This window comes from Amycolatopsis albidoflavus (assembly GCF_039525725.1).
GTDB lineage: Bacteria > Actinomycetota > Actinomycetes > Mycobacteriales > Pseudonocardiaceae > Amycolatopsis > Amycolatopsis albidoflava.
In genome coordinates, this window is the sequence record NZ_BAAAHV010000005.1 from 87761 (window position 1) to 108697 (window position 20937).

General features: G+C 69.7%; 16 protein-coding genes and 1 pseudogene. 5 read left to right on the top strand and 12 right to left on the bottom strand.

The window, feature by feature from the left end:
• Positions 1 to 257: 257 nt before the first annotated feature.
• Positions 258 to 2123, bottom strand: coding sequence for an ABC transporter ATP-binding protein (locus tag ABD156_RS04950; protein ID WP_344267141.1), 1866 nt, complete (start codon positions 2121 to 2123; stop codon positions 258 to 260).
• 245 nt (positions 2124 to 2368) lie between these two features.
• Between ABD156_RS04950 and ABD156_RS04955 the strand changes: the two genes are divergently transcribed.
• Positions 2369 to 3679 (top strand): glycosyltransferase 87 family protein, encoded by a 1311-nt coding sequence (locus tag ABD156_RS04955; protein WP_344268466.1) that lies wholly within the window; start codon positions 2369 to 2371, stop codon positions 3677 to 3679.
• On the opposite strand, the gene ABD156_RS04960 is transcribed toward ABD156_RS04955, so the two are convergent.
• The 7 genes and pseudogenes from ABD156_RS04960 to ABD156_RS04985 form a co-directional block, all read right to left on the bottom strand.
• Positions 3666 to 3875: a helix-turn-helix domain-containing protein gene (locus ABD156_RS04960; RefSeq protein WP_003071237.1), complete on the bottom strand. Its 210-nt coding sequence runs from the start codon at positions 3873 to 3875 to the stop codon at positions 3666 to 3668. The genes ABD156_RS04955 and ABD156_RS04960 overlap by 14 nt on opposite strands.
• 179 nt (positions 3876 to 4054) lie before the next feature.
• Positions 4055 to 5029: an ABC-F family ATP-binding cassette domain-containing protein gene (locus ABD156_RS47785; RefSeq protein ID WP_370940503.1), complete on the bottom strand. Its 975-nt coding sequence runs from the start codon at positions 5027 to 5029 to the stop codon at positions 4055 to 4057.
• 75 nt (positions 5030 to 5104) lie between these two features.
• Positions 5105 to 5692: pseudogene (locus ABD156_RS47790) on the bottom strand (ATP-binding cassette domain-containing protein); the annotation flags it as partial.
• Positions 5693 to 5850: 158 nt separating this feature from the next.
• Positions 5851 to 6528, bottom strand: coding sequence for an acVLRF1 family peptidyl-tRNA hydrolase (locus ABD156_RS04970; protein WP_344267170.1), 678 nt, complete (start codon positions 6526 to 6528; stop codon positions 5851 to 5853).
• A 50-nt stretch (positions 6529 to 6578) separates the two neighbouring features.
• The gene (locus ABD156_RS04975; protein WP_344267172.1) at positions 6579 to 9386 is read right to left on the bottom strand and encodes a S8 family serine peptidase; all 2808 of its coding nucleotides are present in this window, start codon (positions 9384 to 9386) and stop codon (positions 6579 to 6581) included.
• A gap of 235 nt (positions 9387 to 9621) precedes the next feature.
• Complete coding sequence (locus ABD156_RS04980) at positions 9622 to 10125, bottom strand: GNAT family N-acetyltransferase (RefSeq protein WP_344267174.1); 504 nt, start codon at positions 10123 to 10125, stop codon at positions 9622 to 9624.
• A gap of 41 nt (positions 10126 to 10166) precedes the next feature.
• Entirely contained in the window at positions 10167 to 11729 is a 1563-nt protein-coding gene (locus ABD156_RS04985; RefSeq protein WP_344267176.1) for a deoxyguanosinetriphosphate triphosphohydrolase family protein, read from the bottom strand.
• Between the two features lie 38 nt (positions 11730 to 11767).
• Here ABD156_RS04985 and ABD156_RS04990 point away from each other — a divergent pair, with 38 nt between their 5' ends.
• Both ABD156_RS04990 and ABD156_RS04995 read left to right on the top strand, forming a co-directional pair.
• The gene (locus tag ABD156_RS04990; RefSeq protein ID WP_344267178.1) at positions 11768 to 12874 is read left to right on the top strand and encodes a lycopene cyclase family protein; all 1107 of its coding nucleotides are present in this window, start codon (positions 11768 to 11770) and stop codon (positions 12872 to 12874) included.
• Positions 12875 to 13018: 144 nt separating this feature from the next.
• Entirely contained in the window at positions 13019 to 14698 is a 1680-nt protein-coding gene (locus tag ABD156_RS04995; protein ID WP_344267180.1) for a GGDEF domain-containing protein, read from the top strand.
• Here ABD156_RS04995 and ABD156_RS05000 read toward each other — a convergent pair.
• Both ABD156_RS05000 and ABD156_RS05005 read right to left on the bottom strand, forming a co-directional pair.
• Positions 14682 to 15329: a response regulator gene (locus ABD156_RS05000; RefSeq protein WP_344267182.1), complete on the bottom strand. Its 648-nt coding sequence runs from the start codon at positions 15327 to 15329 to the stop codon at positions 14682 to 14684. The two genes, ABD156_RS04995 and ABD156_RS05000, sit on opposite strands and share 17 nt — an antisense overlap.
• Entirely contained in the window at positions 15326 to 16525 is a 1200-nt protein-coding gene (locus ABD156_RS05005) for a sensor histidine kinase (RefSeq protein ID WP_344267184.1), read from the bottom strand. The genes ABD156_RS05000 and ABD156_RS05005 overlap by 4 nt, the downstream gene beginning before the upstream one ends.
• Positions 16526 to 16609: 84 nt before the next feature.
• On the opposite strand from ABD156_RS05005, the gene ABD156_RS05010 reads away from it, so the two are divergent.
• Positions 16610 to 17335, top strand: coding sequence for a class I SAM-dependent methyltransferase (locus ABD156_RS05010; RefSeq protein ID WP_344267186.1), 726 nt, complete (start codon positions 16610 to 16612; stop codon positions 17333 to 17335).
• Positions 17336 to 17598: 263 nt separating this feature from the next.
• Here the strand turns inward: ABD156_RS05010 and ABD156_RS05015 are convergent, their stop codons facing one another.
• The gene (locus ABD156_RS05015; RefSeq protein ID WP_344267188.1) at positions 17599 to 18141 is read right to left on the bottom strand and encodes a snapalysin family zinc-dependent metalloprotease; all 543 of its coding nucleotides are present in this window, start codon (positions 18139 to 18141) and stop codon (positions 17599 to 17601) included.
• Positions 18142 to 18312: 171 nt separating this feature from the next.
• On the opposite strand from ABD156_RS05015, the gene ABD156_RS05020 reads away from it, so the two are divergent.
• Entirely contained in the window at positions 18313 to 20244 is a 1932-nt protein-coding gene (locus ABD156_RS05020) for an AarF/UbiB family protein (RefSeq protein ID WP_344267190.1), read from the top strand.
• Here ABD156_RS05020 and lepB read toward each other — a convergent pair.
• A complete protein-coding gene (lepB, locus tag ABD156_RS05025; protein ID WP_344267192.1) occupies positions 20159 to 20932 on the bottom strand; it encodes a signal peptidase I in 774 nt (257 codons plus the stop codon). The two genes, ABD156_RS05020 and lepB, sit on opposite strands and share 86 nt — an antisense overlap.
• Positions 20933 to 20937: the final 5 nt, after the last annotated feature.

The window sequence follows — 20937 nt, forward strand, 5'->3', positions numbered from 1 at the left end:
CGCGTCGCGCGGCTGCCCTGACGCGTGATGCCGAAAGTCCGTGAGGGGAACCCTGAGGGACTCTGAGTCCCTCAGGGTTCCCCTCACGGACTTTCGCCAGGAACGGAGCCACAACGGCCCGGCCGCTACAACGAACCCGCCACACACCGCACCACTGAGAAACCTCAATGTGGCATTGGGTGCGCCAGACGCACCCAATGTGGCGTTCGGTGCGTCGCATACACCCAATGCCACATTGGGGCCGTTCCGTGCCCGGGTCAGGCCGCAGCAGGTTCTTCCGAGAACTGCGTGTGGTACAGCTCCGCGTACCGGCCTTCCTGCGCCAGCAGCTCTTCGTGCGTGCCGCGTTCCACGATGTCGCCGTTTTCCACCACCAGAATCAGATCCGCCGCCCGCACGGTCGACAGCCGGTGCGCGATCACCAGCGACGTCCGGCCTTCCAGCGCGCCGGTGAGCGCTTCGCCCACCGCGGCCTCGGATTCCGAATCCAGGTGCGCGGTCGCCTCGTCCAGCACCACGACCTTCGGCTGCGCGATCAGCAACCGCGCGATGGTGAGCCGCTGTCGTTCGCCGCCGGAGAGCCGGTAGCCGCGTTCGCCGACGGTCGTGTCCAGTCCGTCCGGCAGCGAGTGCACCAGATCGCCCAGCCGCGCCTTCTCCAGCGCGGCCCAGATCTCCTCGTCCGCGACGTCCGGGCGCGCGTAGCTCAGGTTGGCCCGGATCGTGTCGTGGAACAGGTGCCCGTCCTGGGTCACCACGCCGACTGTCTCGCGCAGCGAAGCGAAACTCAGCTCCTTGACGTCCACATCGGACAGCCGGACCGAACCGGCGTCCACGTCGTACAGCCGCGGCAGCAGCGAAGCGATCGTCGACTTGCCCGCGCCGGACGAACCGACCAGCGCGACCATCTGCCCGGCCTCGGCGCGGAAGCTGACGCCGTGCAGCACCTCTTCGCCGCCTCGGCTGTCCAAAGTGGCCACGTCCTCCAGCGAGGCGAGCGAGAACTTGTCCGCCGCCGGGTAGCCGAACCGGACGTCGGCGAACTCGACCGAAACGCCGCCCTCGGGCAGCTTCTTCGGCTCGGCGGGCTCCTTGATCATCGGCTCCAGGTCAAGCACCTCGAAGACCCGCTCGAACGACACCAGCGCGGTCATCACGTCCACCCGCACGTTCGCGAGCGCGGTCAGCGGTGTGTACAGCCGGGTCAGCAGCAGCGCGAGCGCCACCACGGTGCCCGGTTCGAGCTTCCCGGTGAGCGCCAGGTAGCCGCCGAGGCCGTAGACGAGCGCCTGCGCGAGCGCGGACACGAGCGTCAGGCTCGTCATGAACCAGCGCGTCAGCATCGCGGTGCGCACGCCGATGTCGCGCACGCGTCCGGCGCGGAGGCCGAAGTCGGCGACCTCCTGGCGGGGCCGGCCGAACAGCTTCACCAGCGTGGCGCCCGGCGCGGAGAACCGTTCGGTCATCTGCGTGGTCATCCCGGCGTTGAGCTGAGCGGCCTCGCGCTGCAGTCCGGCCATGCGACGGCCGAGCCGCCGGGCGGGCAGTACGAAAATCGGCAACAGCACCAGCGCGACGAGCGTGACCTGCCACGAGAGCGACACCATCACGATCAGCGACAGCACCAGCTGGATCACGTTGGTGACCAAACCGGACAAAGTCGCGGTGAAGGTGCGCTGCGCGCCGATCACGTCGTTGTTGAGCCTGCTGACCAGCGCACCGGTGCGGGTGCGGGTGAAGAACGCGATCGGCAGCTTCTGCACGTGCTCGAACACCGCGACCCGCAGGTCGAGGATGATGCCCTCGCCGATCCGCGCCGACTGCCAGCGTTCGGTGAGGCCGAGCCCCGCGTCGAGGATCGCCAGCACCGCGATCACCACCGACAGCCAGATCACCACGTTCAGCTCGTGCCCGCCGACGATCGCGTCGACCACCTTGCCCGCGAGCACCGGCGTCGTCACGGCGAGCACCGCCGAGATCACCGTGAGCACCAGGAAGGCCAGCAGCCGCACCCAGTGCGGCCGGGCGAACCGCGCGACCCGGCGGACCGTGCCCCGGGTCAGCGCTTTCGGCGCGTCGCCCGCCCGCATCGCGGAGCTCAGCAGCGCCCAAGTGTTGTCCATTGGAGTGTCCCCCAGCTCGTGAAAACCTCTAGATTAGTTGAACTTTTTTCCGGAGATGACCTGCACAACACCGGGACGCCCGGCATTCTTCCCGATGTCCGCGAGGGGAACCCGCACGGACTCCGATTCCCTCGAAGTTCCCCGCACGGACCTGGGCCCGGGCGGTGCGGGCCGAGGCGGCGGGGCTCGGTAGCCTGGCGTTTCGGGGTCGGCGAACCGGGGAGGAAACGCGGGTGCAACTGCTGATGGCCCCCGCGCGGGCCGGAACGGCTCATCCCGTGCGCGTCGTCGCGTGGGATCTCGTCTTTTATCTCGGCTGCTTCGCCTTCGCGCTCGGCACCGCGCTCGCTTCGGAGTTCTACGGCTACCGGATCTGGGGCAATTTCGCCGTCGCCGGATACGGATTGGCCGCCGCGCACAGTGCCTGGCTGACGATTTCCGCGCGCCGCGGAATGCAAACTAACGGCAAATTCGGGTCGCGCTGGATCGGAATCGGCGCGGTTGTCGTACTCGCGATGTGCGCGCCGTTGCTGATGCTCGTGATCCGGCGGCTGACCGGAACGGACTGGCTGATCACCCCGTTCTCCTGGGCCGCGCAGCCCGAGGTGTGGGTGATCGAACGCAGCGCGGATCTGTTGCTGCGGCACGGAACTCCTTACGTCGACCTCGCCTCGCTCGGGCGCGCACCGCAAGTGAACGACTACACCCCGTACGGCCCGGTGATGACCGTCTTCGGGCTGCCGCGCGCGTTGTTCGGCGGCAATCCGGTCCTCAATGCACTGACCGACGCGCGCTGGATGTTCGCGCTCGCCGCGGTGCTCTGCGCGTACGCGTCCTGGCGGCTGCTGAACCGGCCCCGCGTCCCGGTTTTCGCCGCACAGCTCGCGATCGCCTGTCCGCTCACCGCGCTGACCTGGGCGGTAGCCGGTCCGGACCTCGCGATCGTCGGCCTGCTCGTGCTGACGTTCGCGCTCGCCGCGTCCGACCGTCCAGGGTGGACTGGTTTCGTGCTGGCGCTGGTGATCAGCGCGAAACTCATCGTCGCGCCCGCGGCCGCGGTGCTCGCGGTCTTCGTTTACCGGCGCGCGCGCGGCGAAAATCCTTGGGCCGCAACGGGTCGCTTCGCGGGCGCGCTGGCCGCGACGACGATCGCGCTGCATCTGCCGGTGTATCTGGCGAACCCGGCCGCGTTCACCGAGCACGTGATCCGCTTCCCGCTCGGCATGGGCGCGGTCCGCTCCCCCGCGGCGAGCCCGCTGCCCGGGCATCTGATCACGCAGTTCGTCCCCGCGGGCACCGCGATTTCCCTGGTGCTGGTGGGTCTTGCGGCAGTGGCGATGCTGATCTGGCTGGCACGCCGGCCCCCCGCGACGGGATCCGCTGCACTGACGCGAACCGCCGTCGGACTCGGCGCGTTGATCCTTCTCACTCCGGCCACCCGGTACGGCTACCTGGTGTACCCGCTGGTACTCCTCGGCGCCGCGCTGACCTTCCGGGACTCCGGACCGACCGCGCGCCCCCCGCGCAACGGCCGCGCTGACGCTACTTCTTCTTGACCCGCGTGGCCCCGCCGCGCCCCCGCAGCTGGACCCCGGACTCCGACAGCACCCGGTGGACGAACCCGTAGGACCGTCCGGTGGATTCGGCCAGCGCCCGGATGCTCGAGCCCTTCTCGTATTTCTTCTTCAGGTCAGCGGCCAGCTTGTCGCGCGTGTTGCCGGTGATCCGCGCGCCTTTCTTGAGATCAGCCACGTCGATCGCCTTCCCGCCGAGTGGTTGTTCCGGGCCATTCGCGGCCCCTGCCGGGGCAATGATCGAACACTACGCGCCGGATTGCCAGACGACAGCCGTAAAACGATCGAAACCGCGATCACATTGGGCCATTCCAGTGCTTTGCCCGACACGGTAAGCACCCGAACGGACGCACTCGGTCAGGCAAGCTGGACAAGTTCAAGATAATCCGCGGACCAGTGGTCCTCGGTTCCGTCCGGAAGCAGGATCACGCGCTCGGGTTCGAGCGCCTCGACCGCGCCCGGGTCGTGCGTCACCAGCACGACGGCGCCGGCGAAGCTGCGCAGCGCGTCGAGAACCTGTGCGCGGCTGGCCGGGTCCAGGTTGTTCGTCGGTTCGTCCAGCAGCAGCACATTGGCTTGGCTGGACACGAGTCCAGCGAGTGCGAGCCGGGTCTTCTCGCCGCCGGACAGCGTTCCGGCGGGCTGGTCGAGCTGTTCGCCGGTGAACAGGAAGGACCCGAGCAGGTTCCGCAGCTCCTGCGCGCCGGTGTCCGGCGCGAGATGGCGGATGTTTTCCCACACCGACGCTTCGTGGTCGAGAGTTTCGTGTTCCTGTGCGTAATAGCCCAACCGCAATCCGTGACCCGGTTCGACGGATCCGGTGTCCGGCGTTTCCATTCCGCCGAGCAACCGGAGCAATGTCGTCTTTCCGGCGCCGTTCAATCCGAGCACCACGACCTTCGAGCCGCGGTCGATCGCCAGATCGACGCCGGTGAAGATCTCGAGCGAACCGTACGACTTGGACAATCCGTCCGCGGTCAGCGGCGTGCGCCCGCACGAGGCCGGCTCCGGGAACTTGATCCGGGCGACCTTGTCCGCCTGGCGCGTCTCGTCGAGCGAGGAGAGCATCTGCTCCGCGCGCCGGGCCATGTTCTTGGCCGCGACGGCCTTGGTCGCCTTCGCGCCGAGCTTCGCGGCCTGCGCCTGCAGCGCGGACGCCTTCTTCTCGGCGTTCGCGCGCTCGCGGCGACGGCGCTTCTCGTCGGTGGCGCGCGCGTCGAGGTAGCGCTGCCAGCTCATGTTGTAGATGTCGATCTCGCCGCGCGTGGCGTCGAGGAACCACACCTTGTTCACGACGTCGCCGAGCAGTTCGACGTCGTGGCTGATCACCACGAGGCCGCCGTCGTGCTGCTTGAGGAAGCCGCGCAGCCAGTTGATCGAGTCGGCGTCGAGGTGGTTGGTCGGCTCGTCCAGCAGCAGGATCGTCTCGGATTTGCCGCCCGCGCCCGCCTCGGCGGCGGCGAACAGGATCCGCGCCAGCTCGACGCGGCGGCGCTGACCGCCCGACAGCGTGCTCAGCGTCTGGGCGAGGATGCGGTCGGCAAGGCCCAGGTTCGAGCAGATCCGCGCCGCCTCGCTCTCCGCGGCGTACCCGCCGAGCGAGGAGAACCGCTCCTCGAGCCGCGCGTAGCGGTTGATCGCCTTGTCCCGCTGCTTGTCGTCGACCAGCTCGGACATCGCGGTCTGGGCTTTTTCCATGTCGCGCAGCAGCGTGTCGAGGCCGCGCGCGGACAGCACGCGGTCCTTCGCGGTGACCGACAGGTCGCCCTCGCGCGGGTCCTGCGGCAGATAGCCGAGTTCGCCGCTGCGGCGGACGTCGCCGGCGTGCGGTTCGCCCTCGCCCGCGAGGACTTTGAGCGAGGTGGTCTTGCCGGCGCCGTTGCGGCCGACGAGGCCGATGCGGTCGCCGGGCTGGATGCGGAGGGTGGCGCCGTTGAGCAGGATGCGCGAACCGGCGCGCAGCTCAAGGCCGGTGGCCGTGATCAAGAGAACTCCCGGAGACGGGGGCGGTCAGATGGACGTGCTGGAGCGCCCCGGCACCGCGTGCGATGCGGGGCGGGCGGTTATTCTCTCTGAATCCGCACGAATGCCCTGATGACCACGAGCCCAGTGTACGGGTCGGCGTCGAACGGTTTTCGCGGCCGTGTCCGGATTCACTCAGGCCCTGCTGTCGGATCCCTCACCACCAGCTCCACGGCGCGCGCCCGCTGCGCCGCTTCGGCCAGCACCTCGCGGCGCGGTTCGGGGATCTCCAGCACGCGCGGCTCCGCCCGGTCGAACAGCTTGGCGAGCCTGCGGTCGGTGCGCAGTTCGTCGAGCGCCCGGCGGTCTCCGCCGAGCACCACAGCGTCCACTTCGGACAGTCTCGGAAGCAGGACTTCGTACGCGTCCTGGGCGGCCGAGTGCAAGGCGGCCCGGGTCTGGCCTTCGCGGCGGCGCGCGAAGCGTTGCTGCGACCAGCCGCCCGCCGCGGTTCGGCCTTGCACGTGGTGCCGGTCGGTTCTTGAGAGGACCACGCGGCCGTCGTAGGCGAGTCCGAGCGAATGGCCGCCTTTGCGGACTAGCAACAGCGCGATCAGTCTTGGCGTTTGTGCGTGCCGGATCAGTGGTTCGACGGCCAGCCCGGGGTACTCGCCCTGGGTCGGCAACGGTCCAAACGGGACAGTCGCGGTGGCCGTGGTGCCGTTTTCGGCGGTGATTCGCACTTCGGTCGCGGCGAGAAGCGTGGTGCGCACGCCGTCGTTGCGTTCGGCGAAGCGCGCGAACCAGCCGTCGAGCCGTTCGGGCGGGACTTCCACCGCCCGTCCGCCGCCTGCGACCTGCCGTGCCATGCCGGAAACGGTACGGGGCCGCCGCGCATCGCGACGGCCCCGCGTCCTTCTCAGGCGAGCTGAGGCCGCACCGGCCCCGTCGTCACCGTCTTGTGCACGTCCGCCGGATGCCCGGCCGCGACGTACCCGTTGACGTGCAGCGAAACGCTGCGGATCGAACCGGTGTCGCCGCCGGTGGTGTCGACGACCTTGAACGTCCACGTGCCGTCCGCCGAGGTGCCTGCCTGGGTCTGCGGCGTGACCGGGCGGTAGGTGCCGGTGAACGGCGCGTCCGCGGACCCGGTCGAGCTGAACAGCTTGGTCGCGGAATCGTCGAACACCACCTGGCAGAGGTTGTTGCCGCTGCCGCCGCCCTTCTGGAACAGCGTCGCCGTCGCGCCGGACGGCGAGGTCAGCGTGCCGACCAGGTCGTTGACGTAGGTGTGGTCGATGCCGACCGTGGTCGCCTTCTCCGCGGTGGTGCAGGTGCTGCCGTCAATCGAGAGCGACACCTTGGACGCCGGTCCGACGCCGCTCACCACGAGCGGAACCGACGCGCCGAGCGGCGAGTTGTCCGGAATCGCGACCGCCGGACCGCCGTAGGCGAACGCCTGCGAAACGGGCGACGGCGTGCCGACGGACAGCGAATACGTGCTGGTGCGCGGCGAGTACGAGCCTGCGAAACTCACCTTCGCGTTGAGCACCACCGGCGAGCCGAGCTGCTGGCTGGCCGGAACCGTGACGGTGAAGTCGTTGATTCCGGTCTGTCCCGGGCTGATCGTGCCGTACGACTTCGCCCGCGGCTCGATCGTGACGCCCGCGGTCGGCGAAGTGAGCACGACGCTCGTGGACACCGCCGTGCCGTCGCCGTTGTTCTTCACCGGCAGCGTGACGGTCGCGGTGTCACCAGGGTTGAGCGTGCTGCCGCCGTTGGGGCCGCGAACCGTCGGCTGCCCGGCCTCCGCGTACGGCTGCGGGCTGGCTCCGGTGTACGCCAACACCTTGTCCGCCAACAACACTCCGGCACCGGTGAGGTCGTCCGTGCCGGGCGCTTCGATGTCCACGGCGGTCTTGAGGAAGGCCTCGCGAATGTCCGAAGAGGACAGTCCAGGGTTGCCGGACAGCACCAGGCTCGCGATCGCTGCCGCGTGCGGGGCGGCGGCCGAGGTGCCGAAGAACGGGTCGAACCCGCTCACCGAGGTGTGCACGCCGTCCGCCGCGGTGATTTCCGGCTTCTGCCGGACTTCTCCGCCGGTCGAGGACACGTTGCCCGGCGTGATCGGCGTTCCGTTGGCTTCGTAGAACACGCGTCGCGGACCGTCCGAACTGAACCGTTCGGCCTTGCTGGCAGCGGAATACGCCGCCGGATACGGTCCGGTCGGGTTCGCCGGGTCGCCCGGTTCGAGCGGCCGCCCGAACGCCTTCTCGGCCGGTGCCGCGGCGACCGCGAACGCCTTGCGCGCCGCGGCGTGGCCGACGACCGCGCCCGGCGTGGAGTACGCCTTGAGCCCGTCCGCGGAGTCGCGGAACCGGCTGCCGAACGCGGTCAGCGAGAGATACCGGCTGGCCCCGGAGAACTTCACGACGGCGAGCCGCAGTCCGGTTCCGCCGAACAGCGGAGTGGCCAGGTGCTCGTACGGGTCCTGGGTGCCGTTCTGGACATCCTGGCTGAAGCTCACGACGTTGCCGCGCGCGTCGAGGAGGTAAAGGTCGTAGTCGTCGGCGGCCGCGCCGATCGGGTCGGACCAGTGCAGCGTCACCGGAATGTTGGCCGACGACGCGTCCGAGATCGGCTCGAAGACCTGCTTTCCGGCCGCGCCCGCGAAGTTGTGCGCCGTGCCGGCGTATTTGCCGATCGAGGTTCCGGAATCGACGAAGTCGCCTTCCCAGTGCGCCGCGGTGCCGTCGGCGACGTTGCCCTCGTTGCCCGCGGAGGAGAAGTAGAGCGCGCCGTCGGCCGTCACGTCGTTCACCGCTTGCGCGATGATCCAGTCCTGGAACGGGGATTCCTTGAAGTAAATGACGTCGTCGACGATGACGTCGCAATGCGCTTCGAATCGCAGCTTGCGGATGTTGTCGGCGAAACTCGCGTCGGAGGTGAACGCCGTGGCGAAACCGAGCTTCGCGTTCGGGGCGAGGTCGTGGATGATCTCCAGCATCGCCGTGCCCTCGTCGCCGCTGCCGGCTTGTCCGGTCAGGACATCGACTGCCGGAAGCTCGCCCTTGGTGCGGGAAACCTCAAGCGAATCAACCCCGTCGGACAGCGCGCACGCCTTCACGCCAGTGCCGGTCACGCCGAACTGCTGGCGCGCGACGTCCGCGTTGTGCGCCCGGTCGCCCGCGCTGACGACCTGCGTTGTGGTTCCGATCGCTTCCTTGAGCTGCCGATCGATCCGGTCAGCCTTCTGCTGCTTGGTTTCCTTGTCGTCCTTGGTGTTTTCCCGCTGCCGCGCCGTCATGGCCTGATCCGCGGTCTCGACGTGCTTCACGTCGCTACGCTGCGCGATCTCCGGCAAGGCGGTCAACGGCACCTCGGCGCGGATGCTCGCCGCCGTGCTCGACACCGCGCGCACCTCGGCTCCGGCCTTGCGCAGGTCGTTGACGAGCCCGTCGCTTACCTTCGTGACGCGGATGTCGACGAGCGCCTTGTCCGCGGTCTTGGCGATTCCCGGCAACGCCGCGGCGCTCAGGCTCCGCGTGCGCATTTTCTCCTGGACGAGCAGCTTGCTGTCTATTTTGGACTCAGTCGCGGTCTGCCCTGCTTTGACTGCCTGCAGTGCCGCGATCTGACTCTTCGCAGTGGCGTCCACAGTGGACTCCTGTGCGCCGGCGATGGGCGGTGTCGCCAGCCCGGCGGCGAGCACCGCCGCGGCGACCACGCCCGTCCGTCTTCTGGCGGTCCTTGTCGAGGCTCTAGGTGAACGGGTACGACGCACGTGCGCCTCCGATCTCACACCGCGTGCCCCGACTCACGCTGGCCAACGCCGGTGATCACCGGCTGGATCCAGCTAAGTACCACTTCTGTCCGGGAAAAACGGCCGTTGGGGTGACGTTGGGCAGGCAATATCCGTTGCCCGCCGGACGTCGTAGGCCGTTCGGCCGAGCCTGCCTTGCTCATGCCGCCCGGTCCAGATCCAGCCACATAATGCGCAACCCCACCCGTCCTTCGACCGGATGCTGGAACGCCCCCGGCGCTACCCCCAGCGTCACAAACCCCAAACTCTCGTACAACCGGATCGCGTGCACATTGGTCTCCACCACCGCATTGAACTGAACCGCCGCGAACCCAGCCCGCCGCGCCCACGCGATCAGGTCGACAACCAACGCCCTCCCCACGCCCGACCCGCGCGCGTCCCGGGACACCATCAAACTCCCCGAAGCGACATGGCTCCCCGGCCCCGGCCGGTTGGCGTACATGTTCGCCGTGCCCAGCACCCGATCCCCGTCAACAGCCACCACCACCCGCGCCGGAGCGGGCACCAGCCACAGCAGGCGAGCGTCCGGTTCGCTCATCGCCGGGTCGTAGGCGAACGTCTGCTGCTCGGTCACCACGTCCCGGACGATCGGCCAGATCCCCGGCCAATCGCCGGCACCGGCTTCCCGGATCACCAAAGGCATCTGCCTACTGTCCTCATCAGACACCCGGCACCGCAACCTGATTACAGCACAAAGGAATCCGACCAGGGCTGGCTCGACCGCCCCGACAACGCGTCCAGCAGCGTCACCGCTTGCTTGTCCGTCAGCGAAGCCACGAAGTCCACCACCGCCCGGCCCCGGGCCAAGCCGCGCACGGCGTCCGCGCCTTCGATTCGCTCGCCGGTCGCGCCGACGAGCAGTTCCGGCGCGGTCCGGGCCAGGTCCGAGTACTCGCCGTGCGCCAGCTCCATCAGGTCGTGCAGCCGTCGCGGCAAGCGGGAGGCCTCGTCGCGGTCCAGGAGCCAGGCGTCGAGCGCGTCGACCAACGTCGTCACCAGACTGGCTTGACCGCGCTGATGCAGGGCGAGATCGGGGCGCAGCAACACAAATCGCCGATGGACGAACTTGAGGACCTGCACCTCGTGCCACTGCGCGGGCCGCAGCGAGACGTGGCCGGACCGCGTCGGGGGCGACGACAGGACGAAAACGCCGTCCACCAGCCGCGCCATCCAGTTCGCGGAGAACGCGGCGGTCGCTTGTTCGGCTTCCGTCGAGCCGTCGAAGCCGTCCGCGAGCAGGCCGTCGACGAGTTCGCGCTGGACTCGTGCGACAGCCGCGGCGAAGGCGTCGTCGTCCACGATCCAGCTGTCCTTCAGGTGCATTCGGCGGCGCATCCGCTCCAGGGAACGGCCCGGGCGGCGGATTTCCGCGGTCAGCCGGGCATCGTCCAAAGAGGCCAGTTCGACGGCGTGGGCCAGCCACTCCCCCAATTCGGCGGCGACGGGCGCGTGTTGCAGGACGCCGATGCGGTGGAAATCCTGCAGGTCGTGGATCGCGTACGCGATGTCGTCCGCAGTGTCCATAACGGACGCTTCCACCGTCTGCTGCCACGGCTCGATCCGGCCGGCGAACGGGGCCCGCGCCTGTTCGAAGTCGTCCAATTCCGTGACATAGGCGGAAAACTTGCTCGCGCCGGTGCCGGGAGCGTCGTCGGGTTCGTCGGCGCCGCGGGGCGGCCTCGGCATCGCGGTCGGATGCGGTTGCGGGTAGTGCAGGCGCGCCCACGGGTACTTCAGGACCGCGGCGCGGACCGCGGTGGTCAGGTCCAGTCCGATGGCGGACGGGCCGCGCACGTCCGTCGTGGTAATGATGCGAAAGGACTGCGCGTTGCCCTCGAAACCGTCGGCGAGGCCGAACCGGTGCCGCGCGATGCGGTCCAGGGTCTGCTCGCCGAGATGCCCGAACGGCGGGTGCCCGAGGTCGTGCGCGAGCGCGGCGGCCTCGCACGCGTCCGGGTCGCAGCCGCCGAGTTTCGCGGCCAGTTCGGCCGACTCGCTCGACCCGGTGATCCGCTCCGCGATCCCGCGCGCGACCTGCGCGACCTTCAGGCTGTGCGTCAGCCGGTTGTGCAGCAGCCCGGCCCCGCCCGCGCTGACCACCTGGGTGACGCCGCCGAGCCGCGCGAAGAACGGCGACGCGGTGATCCGGTCGCGGTCGACGCGGAACGGGCTGGTCGCCAGATCGGTGAACCCGCCTGCCCCGTTCGCCGGGTCCCGGCGCGCTGCCCTCGGATCGGTCTCGTCCATGTGTCCCACCGTATCCGCCCGTCCGGCAGGATTGCGGGATGACCGACGTGCTGGTGGCGGGCGGCGGCCCGGCCGGACGGGCGCTGGCGGCCGCGTGCGCCCGGCGAGGGCTGGAAACGGCCGTGCTCGACCCGGATCCGCACCGAAAGTGGCCGAACACTTACGGACTGTGGGCGGACGAAGTCCCTGAGCTGCCGGCGAAGGCGATCGCGGCGGCTCCCGCGACGACGCTGGCGTACGGCACTCGCGAGCATCGCGTCGACCGGGAGTATCGGGTGCTCGACAACGCCGGGCTGCGCGAGTGGCTGGCTGAACCGAAGGTTCAGGTCATCGCGGGCAAGGCGACCGGCGCGGAACACGGTCCGCACGGTTCGACCGTCCTGCTCGCCGACGGTCGGCGGCTGGCGGCCGCGGTGTTCGTCGACGCGTCCGGCGCGCCCAAGCTGCGTGGCCCGCGTGCCGAGCAGACCGCGTACGGGCTCGTGCTGCCCGCGGATCAGGCCGAGCGGCTGGCCCCGGCCGATACCGCGGTGTTCATGGACTGGCGCGACGGCACGGACAGCTTCCGCTACCTGCTGCCCCTCGGCGACGGCTCGGCGCTGGTCGAAGAGACGACTCTGGCCCGCAAGCCAGGGCTTCCGGTGGCCGAACTCGCCCAGCGGCTGCACGCGCGTCTCGCGGCCGCCGGAATCCGTCCCGCGGGCCGGGTCGAGCGGGTGCGGATCGTGCTCGACGTCCCGCTGCCGAAACGCGGCCAGGCGGTGCCGTTCGGGGTCGCGGGCGGGCTCGTGCACCCGGCGACTGGCTACAGCCTCGCGACCGCATTGCAGCTCGCGTCTCGCGTCGCGGAGGCTCTCGCGGACTCGTTCGACGCGGGTCCAACGGCAGCGGCTCGCGCGGCCCGGAAGGCATTGTGGCCGGCCGAAGCGCGCGCTGTGCATGCCTTGCGCCGCCACGGACTCCGTGCATTGTGCGGAATGTCACCTGCCCAGTCGGCGCAATTTTTCGATCTGTTCTTCGATCTTCCGGTCCCGGCGCAGCGCGCGTTCACCTCGGGCCGTGCCGACCTCCCTGGCACCGCCGCGACCATGGCAAACCTGTTTCGCACGGCTCCGGCCGGGATCCGCCGGAGGTTGCTCGGCTGACGGCGTGCCGGGAATTTTCCCCTTCCCGATCGAGGGAACGGGAAAGCATTTTGTTAGTCCGATCCGGTGGCCAAAGTGCCGTGCCGGTGAACATCAGCTGACAACGGTTTCGCAGCGGCCTCGGGCGATGCCAGTATCGCGTCCGTGACGACGCTGCGAGCGGTCCGATTCGCCTTCCAGCCGATGTACAGCCTGCACACCGGCGGGGTCGTCGCGTACGAAGCGCTGGCCCGGCCGGGCCGGGGCACGGCGCACGAACTGCTCGCCGAGGCCCGTCGCGAGGGCAAGCTCACCGAGGTCGACCTCGGGCTGGCCGCCGCCGCGGTGCGCCAGGAAGCCGAGCGGCCCAGCGCGCTCCCGCTGCACCTGAACCTTTCCGCGCGCACGCTCGCGTCGCCGCTGGAGGCGTTCGACGAGCTGATCGCCGAACTCGGCGCGGCCGGACGGCGCACCCGCGACGTGGTGCTCGAGGTCGGCCCGCCGTTCACGCATCTGCCCACCGGCCGCCTGCTCGACGGCATGCGCGCGCTCACCGAACAGGGCTTCCGGCTCGCGCTCGACGGTCTCGGCCGCGGCGACCTCCCGCTGGCGCTGCTCGCGCAGTCCCCCGTGGACCTGGTGAAACTCGACCGCAGCGTGCTGCGCGGCCTGCCCGGCGATCCGGCGTCGACGGCGGTGGTCGAGGCGCTGCTGCACTTCACGACGCGCATGAACACCCGGCTGGTCGCGACCGGGATCGAGACCGAGTCGCAGCTCGACGCCGCGCAGAACCTGGGCGTCCGGATCGCGCAGGGCAACCTGCTCGCGCCGCCCGCCGCGAACCGGTCCGCGCCCGCCGCCGGCGCGGTCGTCCCAGAAGACCGCCGCTCGCCCGCGCCGCCGCAGGCCCCGCGCGTCGGCGATTTCCTGCGCCCGGCCACCACCTTGCCGGTCGACGCGACCTGCGACGACGTCCGCGAGGTGCTCGCCGCCGCGGACGCGCCAAGCGGCGTGGTCGGCGTCGACGCGGACAACCGTCCACAGTGGTCAGTCGACCGGACGCGCTTCCTCGTGACCATCACCGGTCCGTACGGGCATGCGTTGCACGCGAAGCGTTCCGCGGCGAGGCTGGCGGACAAACCGCACCTGATCGAAGCGGGCGCGAGCGCACTGGAGTTCCTGGAACTGGTCACCGACGCCGACTGGGGCCGCACCGGCGACGACGTCGTGGTGGTCGACGCTTCCGGGCATTGTCTCGGCGTGGTGCTGGTGACCGAGGTCGTGCGCGGTGTCGCCGAGGCGAAGGTCGAGGAGGCGGTGACGCTCAGCCCGCTCACCCGGCTGCCGGGCAGCGAGGCGTCGGCGCGCGACGTCGAACGCCGCATCGCGAGCGGCGAGCAATTCGTGGCGGCGTGGCTGGATGTCGACGCGTTCAAGTCGGTCAACGACAACGCCGGTTTCGCCGCGGGCGACGATTTGATCCGCGCTCTGGGCGAGACGCTCACCGACCTTGCCCGGCGGCTGCCGCGGATGCGCGTGAGCCATGTGGGCGGGGACGACTTCCTGATCGTGTGCGATGTGGACGAGATCGGCACAGTCGCCGCGGCTTTGCTGGACACGCACTGGTCCGCTGAAGGGATGCCGGTCACGGTGTCGCTGGCGACGCTCGTGTGCGGCAGCGGGACGATTCCGTCCTATCGGGACGCTTCCCGGCTGCTCGCGCCCCTGAAGAAACGCGCCAAGGCAGTCCCCGGATCGAGTTGGGTCCTCAGCCGTCCCGGCAGCGACCGCGTCGAGGTGCTGCGCGGCATCGGCCGGGACGTCGCCATCAGCCGGTCGGCGTGACGAAGCCCGACTCGTAAGCCCGGATCACCGCCTGCGTCCGGTCCCGCGCGCCCAGCTTCGACAGCACGTTCCCGACGTGCGTTTTCACCGTCTGCAGCCCCAGATACAGCTCCGCGGCAATCTCCCCATTGGACAGTCCGGCCGCCATCAGCCGCAGGACGTCCCGTTCTCGTTCGGTCAGGAAATCCAGCGGTGCCACCGAAAGCGCCGGAGAACGGCGCGCGGCCATGCCCCGGATCGCGGCGGGAAACAGCAGCGAATCGCCCGCCAGCACCGTCCGGATCCCGGCGACGATCTCCTCCGGGCGAGCGCGTTTCAGCAGGAATCCACTGGCCCCGGCAAGCAACGCGTCGTACACGTAGTCGTCGTTCTCGAAGGTGGTCACCACGATCACCTTCGGCGGTTCGTCCATAGTGGACAGAAGGTGCTCGGTCGCGCGAATCCCGTCCACGGCGGGCATCCGCACGTCCATCAGCACGACGTCCGGCCGCAGTTGCGCGACCAGCCCGGGCACCTCGGCGCCGTCGGAGGCCTCGCCGACCACGGTCAGGTCCGGTTCGCTGTCCACGATCGCGCGCAGCCCGGCCCGGATCAGCCGCTCGTCGTCCACCAGCAGGACTCGCACACTCACCGGTTCCCCCACGGCACCGTCACCACGACCTCCCAGTTTTCGCCCACCGGTCCGGCCGACAGCTTGCCACCCACCAGTTCCGCCCGCTCCGCCATGCCCCGCAGACCGCGGCCGCCCCGGGCGCGCGATGGCCGGGCCGAGCCGAGCGGGTTCGCGACCGCGGCCCGCAGCTGCCCGTCCGCCACCGCCAGCGCGACGCTGACCGGCACTTTCCCCGCGTACCGCGCCGCGTTGGTGAGGCATTCCTGCAGGATCCGGTACACCTCGCGGGAAACCACTGCCGGCACCGCGGCGACATCGCCCTGAACCTCGTAGCGGCAATCCGTGCCGGACTGCTGCGTCACGGTGATCAGCGCGGGCAGGTTGGCGAGACCCGCGTGCGGCGTCCGGTCGCAGGCCTCGTCGCGGAGCAGGCCGAGCACGTGGTCGAGGTCGTCGAGCGCGGTGCGGGCCGATTCCTCGATCGCGGTGAGCGCTTCCTCGGTGAAACCGGGATCAGTGTGCAGCGTCCGTCGCGCAGCCCCGGCTTGCAACGTGACCACGGAGAGCGCGTGGCCGACGGAATCGTGGAGTTCGCGCGCGAGCCGGGTGCGTTCGGCGAGCAGGTCGGTACGGCGTTCGAGCTGCGCGATGCGTTCGGCGGCGGACCAGCCGAGCAACCGGGCCGCCGCGCGGCGCAGCAGCCCGCCGACGCCCCACACGACGTAGATCAGCACGACGAACGCCGCCACGAACGCCGCGGGCAGCCACGCCGAAGCCCAGCCGCGCGGAACCGTCAGCTGGAAATCCGGCGTGTCGACAAGCCGACCGGTGAAGACCGCGTTGATCGCGAACCCGAATCCGGCAGGCACCGCGAGCGTCGCGAGCCCGATGACCAGCCCGGACCCGACGTGCAGCACGAACATCACCGCGCACCGCAGCCTGCCGCGTCCGGGCGCGGGCTGGGCGAGCAACTCCCGAACCGCCGCCGCCTCCAGAACTCGCACTGCGGGCAGGAACGCGGTCGCGGCCAGCACGGCGAGCGTCACGACGAATCCAGCCAGGCTCGCCCAGCCCACCGTCGTGGTGAACGGCATCAGCGACGGCATCGCGATCATCGCGAGAAGCAGGTACGGCACGCTGAGCGCCGCGCCGAGAATCAGGTACACCCACCGGCGATAGGTGACCCCGCTGACCAGCGGACGGAAGAAACGCACCCGCCAATCCTGACAGGCTGCCCCGGCGGGCGCCTCCCTCCAGGGCGGGACCCCCGCGGCCGATTTTCTGGCACTGTGGGTCGCATGCCTCCGGAAGAAAGCGCCGTCGTCAACGATTACGACCTGCTGGCCGAGAGCTACACCGCCATGTCGGACACCGAAATCCAGAACGCCTACTACGAGCGGCCCGCCGTGCTCGCGCTGGCCGGGGACGTAGCCGGGCGGCGGATTCTCGACGCGGGCTGCGGTGCCGGGCCACTGACCGTCGCGCTGCGCGAACGCGGCGCGGAGGTGTCCGGATTCGACCTCAGCAGCGGCATGCTCGAGATCGCCCGCCAGCGACTCGGCCCTGATGTGGACCTCCGGGTCGCCGATGTCGCCGAGCCGCTCCCCTACGCGGACAACGCGTTCGACGACGTCGTCGCCTCGCTGGTGCTGCACTATTTAGAGGACTGGGGCCCGACGCTCGGCGAGTTCCACCGCATCCTCAAGCCCGGCGGACGGCTGATCGTGGTGGTCGACCATCCCTACGCGATCCACCTGCTGCAGCGCCAAGCCGGGCAGAAGACCGACTATTCGGCGACTTACGAGTGGACTGAGGACTGGGAGGTCGACGGCCGCACGACGCCCATGAGCTTCTGGAACCGTCCGCTGCACGCGATGACCGACGCGTTCACCGCTGGCGGGTTCCGGATTTCGGTGCTCAGCGAACCGAAACCGGTGCCGGAGGCGGAGGCGTTGTTCCCGGAGGATTACCGGATGTTGTGCGTGAGCCCGAGTTTTCTGTTCTTCGTGCTGCAAGCGGAGTAGGGGCGCCGTGAGTGCTGCTGCCGAGGTTTGCCCAGACCGGAGGATCCGGGCCAAGCGTCCGTGAGGGGAACCCTGAGGGACTCAGAGTCCCTCAGGGTTCCCCTCACGGACTTCAGCAAGGTCGCAGGGTCATAGACCAGGCATTCACAGCGGGCACTGAAGTCCTTTGTGGACGGTCAGTGGGCGTGGGCTGCGCAGCTTAAGTCCCTGGCAGCGCTCACCAGGTCCGGCGAGGACTCGAGTGCGCTGGATGTCGTGAGTCCTCAGTAGACAGTCGTGGTGACCCGAGTCCCCACGGCCCGGACCCCGTTGGCCCACAGCTGCTGCACCTTCGCCGATTCCTGCGCGTCCGGCTTGGCATTCGTGCACGACGTGCCCGGCCCGTGCCCCGACATCAGCTCCGTGCACGGCCCCTCGTAGTGGTCCGGCAGGCCGAGGTTGTGGCCGAGTTCGTGCGCGGCGATGCGGGTCGGGTCGTAGCCCTCGGCGACCTGGCTCGTGTCCAGGTAGACGTCGCCGTTGCCGTGCCCGTCGGTTTGTGTGTACGAACCTCCGCTGTTGACCTCGTGGATCTTCACCGTCGCCTTGCCCTCGTCCTTCACCAGCTGGACGTCGCTCACCGCGGCGTTCCAGTTGGCCGCGCCCTGGTCGATCTGGGCGACGTAGTCCGGCGCGCCCGCCGAGCTGTAGTAGACGGTGGTCGCCGCGGCGGCGGACGCGGCGGGTGCGGTCGCCAGGCCGAAGCCCAGCGGAGCGGCGGTCGCCATGGCCAGTGCGGCGATCCGCCGGAACCCTCGTGCGTGCATCGTGTCCTCCGTACGTCATCGAGAAAGCAAGCAACCCTTGTCCGCTCGACGACGTTAGAAGTTCACCACCGGGGCGACTACGTCCGAAAGTAGGACGCTCCCCCGCGAGAGGGAGGTCCGTCCCGCCCCGGCTGGATCCGCGCGTGCCGCCGCGATGGTGTGCTCGTCGGCATGCAAACGCTGCTGCTCGGCCTGCTGGCCTACGTCGTGGTGCTGTGGCCGCTGGTCGCCGCGGCCCGCAAAGTGCTCGGGGTGCGCGTCGGTCTCGTCCGGGCGCTCGGCGCGGCGCTCGCGGGCTGGCTCGTCGCGGGCACCGTCATCCGGCTGTTCCCGATCGCCGTGCTGACCAACGCCGGGGTCGCGATCGGACTGCTGATCCCGCTCGCCGGAAGCGCGCTCGCGGTGACGCTGTTAGTCCTTTTTGTCGCCGAACTCGCGATTCCGTCCGGCGGGCCCGGTTTGTTCGCCCGGATGCGGTCGGTGCGATCCCGCGCGGCCCGCGCCCGGCGCTACTCGCGCATCATGCGCATCGCGATCCGCCACGGTCTCGGCTCGTTCCTCACCGGCCGCCGCACCGCAGGCCCTGACGGCTCCGCGAAACTCGCGCGGTCGCTTCGGCTAGCGCTCGAGGAAGCGGGCGTGACGTTCGTGAAGCTCGGCCAGTTGCTCTCGACTCGCGCAGATCTCCTACCGCCGGTGTACATCCGCGAACTCAGCCGGCTGCACGATCAGGTTCCGCCCGCGCCCGAAGACGAGGTGCGCGCGTTGCTGCGCGAGGAAATCGACCTCACTGCCTTCGCCCACATCGACGACAAACCCCTTGCCGCAGCGTCGATCGCGCAGGTTTACGGCGCTCGGCTGCGGTCCGGCACCGAGGTCGTCGTGAAGGTGCAACGGCCCGGGATCCGCGAGCAGGTGGAACGCGACATCGACATCGTCCGCCGCCTCGCCGCCGTGCTGTACGACCGTGCTGGCTGGGCGCGCTCGCTCGGCGTGCTGGAGTTGGCCGACGGGTTCGCCGAGTCTCTTGAGGACGAACTCGATTTCCGCACCGAAGCCTCGAATATCGACGCCATCGCCGCACATCCGGTCCCCGGCATCACCCTGCCGACTGTCCACAAAGCACTGTCCACAGAGCGCGTTCTGGTGATGCGTCGGCTCGACGGCAAACCGCTCGCCACCGGTTCGACACACTCCCGCGAGGAACTCGCCCGAACCTTCCTGCGCGGCCTGCTCGACCAGGTGCTGCTCGGCGGGGTCTTCCACGCGGATCCGCACCCTGGCAACGTTTTGCTGCTCGAAGACGGCACCCTCGGCCTGCTCGACTTCGGTTCTGTCGGCCGCCTCGACACCGGACTGCGCGCCGGTCTGCAAGCCCTGCTGCCCGCCATCGACCGCGGCGACCCGGCCGGCGTCCGCGACGGACTGCTGGAAATCGTCACCCGCCCGGACGATCTCGACGAACAACGCCTGGAGCGCGCGCTGGGAGCCCTGCTCGCCCGGCACTTCGGACCCGGCCGGAGCGCCGGTCTCGACTTGTTCACCGGCCTGTTCCGCGTCATCGCCGAATTCCGCCTGGCCGTGCCGCCGCCGATCGCCGCGGTGTTCCGCGCGTTGGCGACGATGGAAGGCACCCTCGCGACACTGGCCCCGGACTTCGACCTCGTCGCCGAATCCCGCGCGTTCGCCACCGAACGCATCGGCCTGCGCCCGGAAACCCTGCGCCGCACCGTCACCGACGAGTTCACCGCCCTGCTGCCGGTGCTGCGCCGCCTGCCCCGCCGCGTCGACCGGATCGGCGCGGCACTGGAAGAAGGCCGACTGTCGGTGAACATGCGCCTGTTCTCCGACGAACGCGACCGCGACCTGGTGACCGGCTTGGTGCACGAGGTGCTGCTGGCGCTGGTCGGCATCGCGACCGGGCTCATGGCGGTGCTGCTGCTGTCCAGTTCGAGCGGCCCGCAGCTGGTGCCCGGCCTGACGCTGAACCACGTCTTCGGCTACAACCTGCTGATGATCAGCGCACTGGCGGGGCTGCGGCTGCTTTTCGTCGTCTTCCGGCGCTCCGGACGACAGTCACGAGCAGGCCGACGAACCCGATGAGGAACACGCCCGCCCCGACCCCGGCGGTGATCCTGCTGGTGACGGGCCCGGGATCCGGCTCCGTCGTACCGGGCAGCCCGGCGTCGGTGAACGCGGTGGTCGCCGGGAATTGCTTGACCCAGAACAGATTCCCGGTGGCCGCGACGACTCCGTACACTTCGGACAGCGACACCGATCCGCCGTTGCCGGACTCGTCGGTCCACCACCGGGAATCGTTCGAGTTGTCGCGCTGGTCACCCGCCACGAACACCGAGCCCTGGGGCACTTTCGCGTGGAAAGTCTCCTGCTTGCCGACCACGTAAGGCTCGTCGACCGGCTTGCCGTTCACCTTGATCCGGCGCTGCGCGTCGCAGCACTCGACCTCGTCTCCGCCGACGGCGATCACCCGTTTCAGGAACTTCACGGACTTCCCGCCGACGAACTCGCTCGCCTCGAACACGACAAGGTCGCCCCGGTGAATCTCCTGGCCCTCGCGCAGCCCGAAGACGACCCGCTCGCCCTGCGCGATGGTGTGTGCCATCCCGCCACCGGACAAGGTCACCGACCGATAGCTGAACACGTTGAGGAGCCCGGTCGCCGCCGAGACCGCGCCCACGATCGCCAACACGGCGAAGATCGCGAGCAGCCAGGGAAACCGGCGCGGCGCACGCACGGCCGGAGGCGGAGCAGCAGGAAAGCCTTCTGTCACGAAGC

Excerpts from the sequence above, each read along its gene's own strand:
- ABD156_RS04950 (WP_344267141.1), bottom strand. The coding sequence starts at position 2,123 with ATGGACAACACTTGGGCGCTGCTGAGCTCCGCGATGCGGGCGGGCGAC.
- ABD156_RS04955 (WP_344268466.1), top strand. The coding sequence starts at position 2,369 with ATGGCCCCCGCGCGGGCCGGAACGGCTCATCCCGTGCGCGTCGTCGCG.
- ABD156_RS04970 (WP_344267170.1), bottom strand. The coding sequence starts at position 6,528 with ATGGCACGGCAGGTCGCAGGCGGCGGACGGGCGGTGGAAGTCCCGCCC.
- ABD156_RS04980 (WP_344267174.1), bottom strand. The coding sequence starts at position 10,125 with ATGCCTTTGGTGATCCGGGAAGCCGGTGCCGGCGATTGGCCGGGGATC.
- ABD156_RS04985 (WP_344267176.1), bottom strand. The coding sequence starts at position 11,729 with ATGGACGAGACCGATCCGAGGGCAGCGCGCCGGGACCCGGCGAACGGG.
- ABD156_RS04990 (WP_344267178.1), top strand. The coding sequence starts at position 11,768 with ATGACCGACGTGCTGGTGGCGGGCGGCGGCCCGGCCGGACGGGCGCTG.
- ABD156_RS05010 (WP_344267186.1), top strand. The coding sequence starts at position 16,610 with ATGCCTCCGGAAGAAAGCGCCGTCGTCAACGATTACGACCTGCTGGCC.
- ABD156_RS05015 (WP_344267188.1), bottom strand. The coding sequence starts at position 18,141 with ATGCACGCACGAGGGTTCCGGCGGATCGCCGCACTGGCCATGGCGACC.
- ABD156_RS05020 (WP_344267190.1), top strand. The coding sequence starts at position 18,313 with ATGCAAACGCTGCTGCTCGGCCTGCTGGCCTACGTCGTGGTGCTGTGG.